The sequence below is a fragment of the Mediterranea sp. ET5 genome, from assembly GCF_023337025.1.
GTDB lineage: Bacteria > Bacteroidota > Bacteroidia > Bacteroidales > Bacteroidaceae > Phocaeicola_A.
Genome location: NZ_JAMBLN010000022.1, coordinates 67,365 through 74,157 on the forward strand (window position 1 = coordinate 67,365; position 6,793 = coordinate 74,157).

A 6,793-nucleotide genomic window follows, 5' to 3' on the forward strand; every position below is an offset into this window, starting at 1 on the left:
TCAGACAGGCTTAGTCACGATAGCCCGGGTTCTGGTAGGCCTTCTTCTCATCGGCACTCATCTCCATGCCGTCCAGCTGTCCTTGCGGAATGGGGCGGAGGTAGTGGAAGGGCTTGATGGTGCGCTGATGCGTCTTCGGCGTGTGGTCCGTCTTGATGTTGTATCCCTGTTCGGGCAGTTTGCCGCAGATGGTATAGGTGTCGGCATACTCGTTCCACTTCTGCGTACGCACCAGGTCGAACCAGCGGTAGCCTTCACCGAAGAACTCGCGGCTGCGCTCGTTGAGGATGTAGTTGATGTCGATGGTCGCCGGGGTTGCTGCCACCATCTCGGCACTGAAGTCACGGTCGACCTCCTTGTATTCCGCGTTGCTGTACGTCCACCGTCCGGCACGTGCACGGAGCACATTCACCAGGTCACGGGCAGTCTTCCCGGCTTGTGTCCGGGCTCCCTCGACGGCAGCCTCGGCTGCCAGCAGGTAGAGTTCGGAGAACTTGGCGATGTTATACGGACGGGTACTTCCGGCGTTCGGTTGTCCAGGTCCCGAACCGTTGTCGGTGCGGTACGGACCGAGTTTCCACAGTCCCGGATAGGCATAGCGGCTGACCTTGTCCAGTCCCAATACCCAGTCGGCACGTCCCGGCAGTGTCCCTGCACCCAGGTTGTTCTGCTTGGCTGCCTCTTCCGAATAGTTTACCTTGTCCATGTCTTCAGCTACGAACGAGAAGATAGGTTCCCGCTCTTTCACCTGCATGCCGTTGGCATTGGGGACTGACTCCCAGGTCTTCCCGTTCGTCGACCAGTTGCCGCGGTAGACGGTGGTAAACGTTCCGTCGAAGCGCGAGTCGTGCGTCTTGTCGGCAAAGGTATGGGTGAAGACTCCCTGGGGCGGTGCCATGCGGTTCCACGGACGACCGTAGCTTTGTTCGGCAGTACGGATGAGCACGGACTTGCCGTCGGATGAACGTGCGTCGGTGTAGTTCCAGTTCACCATCCAGCCGGCGAAGTTGTCGGGTGCACCGCCGCTGCCGTAGCTGAGGCTTCCGCCGTTGTAGTACTCGTCCTCCTGCGTGTGGTCGGCATAAAGGAGGATTTCGTTGTTGCGGTCGTTCGGTCCGGCATTGACCTGCCAGAAGCTCTCCTGCAAGCCGAAGGGACCGGGGTTCTCGATAGCCTTCACCGCCACATCATACGCCTGCTGGAAATACCAGGCGGCATCGTGTCCGTCGGGGTCTGTACGCGGACACTCCGGATAGGTCGGTATCTGGTTGGGGTTCTTCAGCCACCAGGCATAAGTCAGGTACGCCTTCGAGAGGTAGAGCCGTGCGACGGTCTTGGTGACGCCGCCTTTCACGCGTGGCTGTTCAGGCAGGTTCTCGACCGCTTTCAGCAGGTCCGGGAAGATGGCTTTCGTGTAGACCTCGGGCACGGTGTTCCGCACCGAGACGCGGTTGGGGTTGATGTTGAACTTCAGTTCACCGGCTCCCATATCAAGAGGCACACCGCCGAAGGTCTGCACGAGCAGGAAGTAGTCGAAGGCGCGGAAGAAGCGTGCCTCCGAAACCAATGCTTCGGAGATGCCCACGGAAGCGCCGTTCTCGATGACGCCGTTGGCCGTGTTGATGTTGGAGAAGGCAGTTCCCCACAAGGCATCGCTCCGGCTGGTCGATGCCGTCAGGTTGCCGACGCCCGAGAGGTCGGCGTCCTTGAAGTTGCCGTCGGCACTGAAGCCATAGGTAGCTTCGTCCGTACCGGTCTGGCAGGAGTTGTAGTAGTAGGCTTGTCCGTAGATGTAGCGCAGGTGGGCATACATGGAGGTGATGCCTCCCTCGACACCCTTCTCCGTCTTGAAGAACGACGGGTCGTAGGTGCTGCGCGGTTGCTCGTCGAGGATGTCCGAGCAGGAGGTCGTCAGTGAGAGGGCAAGGAATGCCGTTCCCAACAGACGGGCGGGGATGGATATGCTTTTCATTGTCATGCTTCGTTAGAATGTTAAGTTAATACCGAATAAGAAGTTGCGGGTCGACGGTGAGTTGGTACCCACAGTCAGGAAACGGTGTTGGATGGCACCGGTCACTGCCACGTTCTCGTCGCCGTACGAATTGGTTTCCGGGTCAAGTCCGGTCTCCTTGTGGAAGGGAGAGCAGATGACGAACGGGTTCTGTACCGACAGGTAGGCACGCAGGCTCTGGAGACCGATGCGCTCTACCCACTTCTGATGGTCGAAGTTGTAGCCCAGCGTGATGTTGCGCACCTTCCAGTAGGAGGCGTCGAAGAGTCCCAGCGTGCTGCCGTATTTCGGGTTGTCGCTGCTGTTGATACCGCCGGGCTTGGGATAGTTGGCGTTCTTGTTCTCAGGCGTCCAGTAGTCTACGTCGACTTGTCCGCGACGTCCGGAGAGCATGTTCAGGTAACCGCTGGAGTGGTGCAGCGTGCTGATGAGCTTGCCGCCGTAACGGAAGGCGGTGATGATGTTCAGGTCGAAGTCCTTGTAGGAGACGCGTGTGCTGAATCCGCCCTGGAACTTGGGTTCCATGCTGATGATTTGGCGATCGGCAGGTCCGATGGCACGCAGCGGCTTGCCCGTCTCGTCACGCTCGCCGGTGTATTTCACCTTAATCATACCTTCGTTGCCGCCCGGCTCCAGGATGTTGAGATATTGGAAGTCGGGGTCGTCGCTGTTCCACAGACCGACCTTCTCGTAGTCATAGATACAGTCGATGGGATAACCGACGAACCAGTTGTTGGGCTCGTCCCGGTCAGCCCCCGAAGCGAGGGACGTCAGCTTGTTCCGGTTTGCCGAGAGGTTGAGGCTGGCATCCCATGACCAGCCGTTGCGGTTCTCCAGGATGATGCCGTTCAATGTCAGTTCGACACCGCGGTTGCGGGTCTTGCCCACGTTTGCCATGTAGCGTTCCACGCCGGAGGTGGAAGGCAGGCTGACGCTCTGCAGCAGGTCGGTGGTGTTCTGGATATAGTATTCCAATGTTCCCGACAGTCTGCCGCCCAACAGGGTGAAGTCCAGACCGAAGTTCCAGGTCGAGGAGTACTCCCAACCCAGCTCGGCGTTCGGCAGTTCCGACACGAACTTGCCGGTGGCATAGCCCGTAGGACCGAAGTTGTACGGACGGGTGGCAAGCCGTCCCCAGGTCTTGTAGGGGTCGACTGCCTGGTTGGAGGTCTGTCCGTAGCCGACGCGGAGTTTCAGGGCATCGAGCCACTTCACGTTGTCCATGAATTCCTCCTGACGGATGTTCCATCCTGCGGAGACTGCCGGATAGGTGTGCCATTGGTGACCTTTTGCCAGGCGGGAGGATGCGTCGGCACGTACGGTCGCCATCAGCATGTAACGGTTGTCGTAGGTGTACATCACACGTCCCATCCACGACATCAGTCCGCTCTTCTGGTAGTCCCACTTGGAAGGGTCAACGGTGATGGTGCTCTCGGCACGTCCGATGTTGTAGAACTGGAAATACTCGGCAGGAATGTCACGTCCGGCAATGTGCGAAACGGTGTAGACGGTCTGTTCCGCTGAATACATGCCCACCACGTTCAGCTGATGTTTGCCGAAGGTGTGGTCGTAGGTCAGAAGGTTCTCCACGGTCCAGTTGGTAGTCTCCTTATGTTCGAGTGAAGCCGTCGACGGGGTGTCTGCCGTGGTGCTGTTGACCCCTTCTCCGGTGAAGGTTCCGTTCTTGCTCGAACGGTAGTTCAGTCCAATGTTGATGCGATACTTGAGGCCTTCCCATGCGCCCTTTCCCGGGAACTTGACCTCTCCGAAGAGGTTGTTGTAGGTACCGAACCCTTCCGTCCGGTTAATCCAACTGTCAGACAGACCCTCCACGACGCTCCGTGTCAGGACGAATGCCTCGTCCTGGCTGTTGTATTTCACCGTCCGCTTCAAGCTTCCGTCTTCGTTGTACGGATTGGTGAGCGGCGTGGCAGCCAGCACCCCGTAGAGTCCGATGTTCTGTCCCTTCGTCACGTTGTAGTTGGTATTGCTGACGAGTCCGAAACGGAAATACTCGCCCACACCCTGGTCAAACGAGCCCCGGACGGAGTAACGCGTATAGTTCTGTGTCGGGATTACGCCCTGGTCCTTGTAGTAGGCAGCACCGAAGCTGTATCCTCCACGTTGGGTACCACCGGCAACACTGATGTCGTGGCTGTTGACATAACCGTTGCGGAACATCAGGTCCTGCCAGTCCGTGTCCGTGTCATCCGACTCGTCGACGGAATTCTCGAACTTGCCCGCCATCTTGCGCATCTCGGCAAACTTCTGTCCGTGCATCATCGGGTACTTGGAGAACACCTTCTTCATGCCCACATAGCCGTTGTACGTGAACTTGGCAGGCGTTCCCTGCGTGCCCTTGTGGGTCGTGATGATGATGACACCGTTCGCACCGCGTGAACCGTAAATAGCTGTCGACGAAGCATCCTTCAGGATGTCCAGGCTCTTGATGTCGCTCGGGTTGATGTCCGACAGGTTGCCCATGAACGGGATTCCGTCCAGCACGATCAGCGGGTCGTTGCTCGCATTCAGCGAACGCGTACCACGGATACGTATCTGCATCGAAGCTCCCGGAGCCGAGGACGTCTGTGCCATGTCGACACCCGCTACCCGGTTCTGCAAGGCGTACGTCACGTTGGTTGCCAGCATCTCGCGCAGCTTGTCACCGTCCACCGAGGCGATGGAGCCGGTCACGTCGCTGCGGCGTGCGCTACCATAACCGATGACGACGACCTCTTCCAGCGCTTTGGAATCTTCCTGCAAGGTGATGTTGAAGGTTGTTTTTCCACCGACGGGCATTTCCTCTGAGCGGAACCCGACGAAAGACACCTGCAGGATGGCGTCTTTCCCGGACACTTTCAGTGTAAAGTTGCCGTCCAGATCCGTGATTGTCCCGTTTGTCGTACCTTTTTCGAGGACGTTGGCACCAATGATGCTTTCACCATTGGAATCTTTGACAACGCCCTTCACGGTCAGACTCTGTGCATAGGTCCACAGAGAAATGAGGCTGAACAGTACCAGCAGACCCACTGCCTTTAAATTCATGGCATTTTTCATTGAAATGGTTGTTTAGGTTGTTAAATAATTAGTTACTTGTCGAGGATGGAAAAGAAGACTGGTTGCTTTCGTATGTGTAGGGATTTTTTCTTTTAATTCTGGGCTCAATAGGTTTGAAAGCTCTTGTCTCTTTTCTATCCTGGTTGCAATATTGGCAAGTTTCCCCGATGTATCCAAACATTTTTGTTTACTTTTTGCAGCCTTTTTTCACGTTGGAATTTGCAACATTACTCAGCAGCTACCCCTTCTTGTCGAAATGATACACACGATTTTAGCGTTTTTATTATCGGTTTATCCGACGCATCCTTCCTCCTTGTCTCATAATATGTAGGACCCGAATCGTGCATCTGTGGAATGCCGCTTCGCTTTCTTTGGACTTATTGTATATTCATACGAAAAGCATCCTGTGAGGTCTTCCGAGCTCCTTTTCTGTTTTCAGGCAGCAGCTGTCTCCTTCCTTTCCTCTGCTGTGTTTTTTATCGGACGGAAGTCTTGTCTTCTGCTGACGGTAGTGCATTGTATATATTTTTGTGCCCATCTTAGTTCGTTTTCTGAAGGTTCCTTTTAGCGGATGAAAGTTGAAAAATCCTGAATGATCCTTCGCGAGATTCGTTTCTCGTCATCCCTTTTCTCCTCTTTCCCTGTTTTTAGCGGACGCCCGTCCTATCATCTGTCGTTTTGCCATGCTTTTAGCCTCTTCACCATACAGAAACATCAAAATCCTCCTTTCTCGCTAACTCGTCCTTTTCGAAAATCCGGTAATCTGGAGACGAAAGGTGAATGATTGCAAACGGAATGCCCGAAAAAAGCCCTTCATTTTAGAAAACTATACATTTCGTTTTCGAAAAACAGACAAAACGTGCCCGGAACAATATTGTTTCGCGAGCCAAACAATATAGTTTGCCGCGTCAAACAATATAGTTTCACCTGCCAAACACAATTGTTTCGCGCCCGGAAGTCAAATCTTTGGAGAATGGAAGTAAAAAGAAGTGAGTTTCATTCTCTAGAAGAAGGGTGCTGTCAACAAATCGGAAGGTAATAAAAAGGGAACCATTAGGAACCGAAAACAGAAAAAGGACACCCATCCGTTCCCAACACCCTCCGGAATGTTGTTCCAATACCCCTGTCTGCATCAATCTGTATTTTGCGAATCGCCCGAGAAGGCCCTCCGAATCCACCAAATCGTATTTTGGTGCGAGGAAGAGCATTGTAGACCCCTTCGTTTGACATTTTGTCAAAACGCAATTCAATAACGTCCACCACACGAATGTAGGGGCGACCGGTCTGGTCGCCCGGTCCAATAACGGTTGGTCCAATAATGGATGATTCATCCCATCATATAATAGATGTCGGCATCGGTCGCCCCTACATTATTATATGTATCTCCCATATCCGTCAATTCTGTAATTCCCTTTTAAAATGTAAACAAACGCAAACAAACACCCTGTTCTCTCCATCCCAATCCACCATTCTCCGCCCGTTTTCCCGTCACATCCCCGTAACAATCCCCGAAAAACATGTTGTAAAACATATCTGTGAATGAAACCTTTAGAATAATACCTCAAAAAATATTCAAAAAAAGTGCGTAGAATGTTTGGAGCGTATATGCAAAAGCTCTACCTTTGCATCCGCTTTCGATAAGGAAAGCCGCTGCAAAGCGTTAGATACTTGAAAAGAATGCAACAAACAGACAAGTAGTACAAGAGCTCTGCTGATGGTTTAAGG

2 protein-coding genes are annotated in these 6,793 nt (G+C 53.9%); both read right to left on the reverse strand.

The annotated features are described in order from the left end of the window. Positions 1–10: 10 nt before the first annotated feature. Positions 11–1,978, reverse strand: coding sequence for a RagB/SusD family nutrient uptake outer membrane protein (locus tag M3087_RS12370; RefSeq protein WP_249096191.1), 1,968 nt, complete (start codon positions 1,976–1,978; stop codon positions 11–13). Between the two features lie 6 nt (positions 1,979–1,984). Next, positions 1,985–5,068, reverse strand: a complete 3,084-nt coding sequence (locus M3087_RS12375; RefSeq protein WP_249096192.1) for a SusC/RagA family TonB-linked outer membrane protein — start codon at positions 5,066–5,068, stop codon at positions 1,985–1,987. Between the last annotated feature and the right edge of the window lie 1,725 nt (positions 5,069–6,793).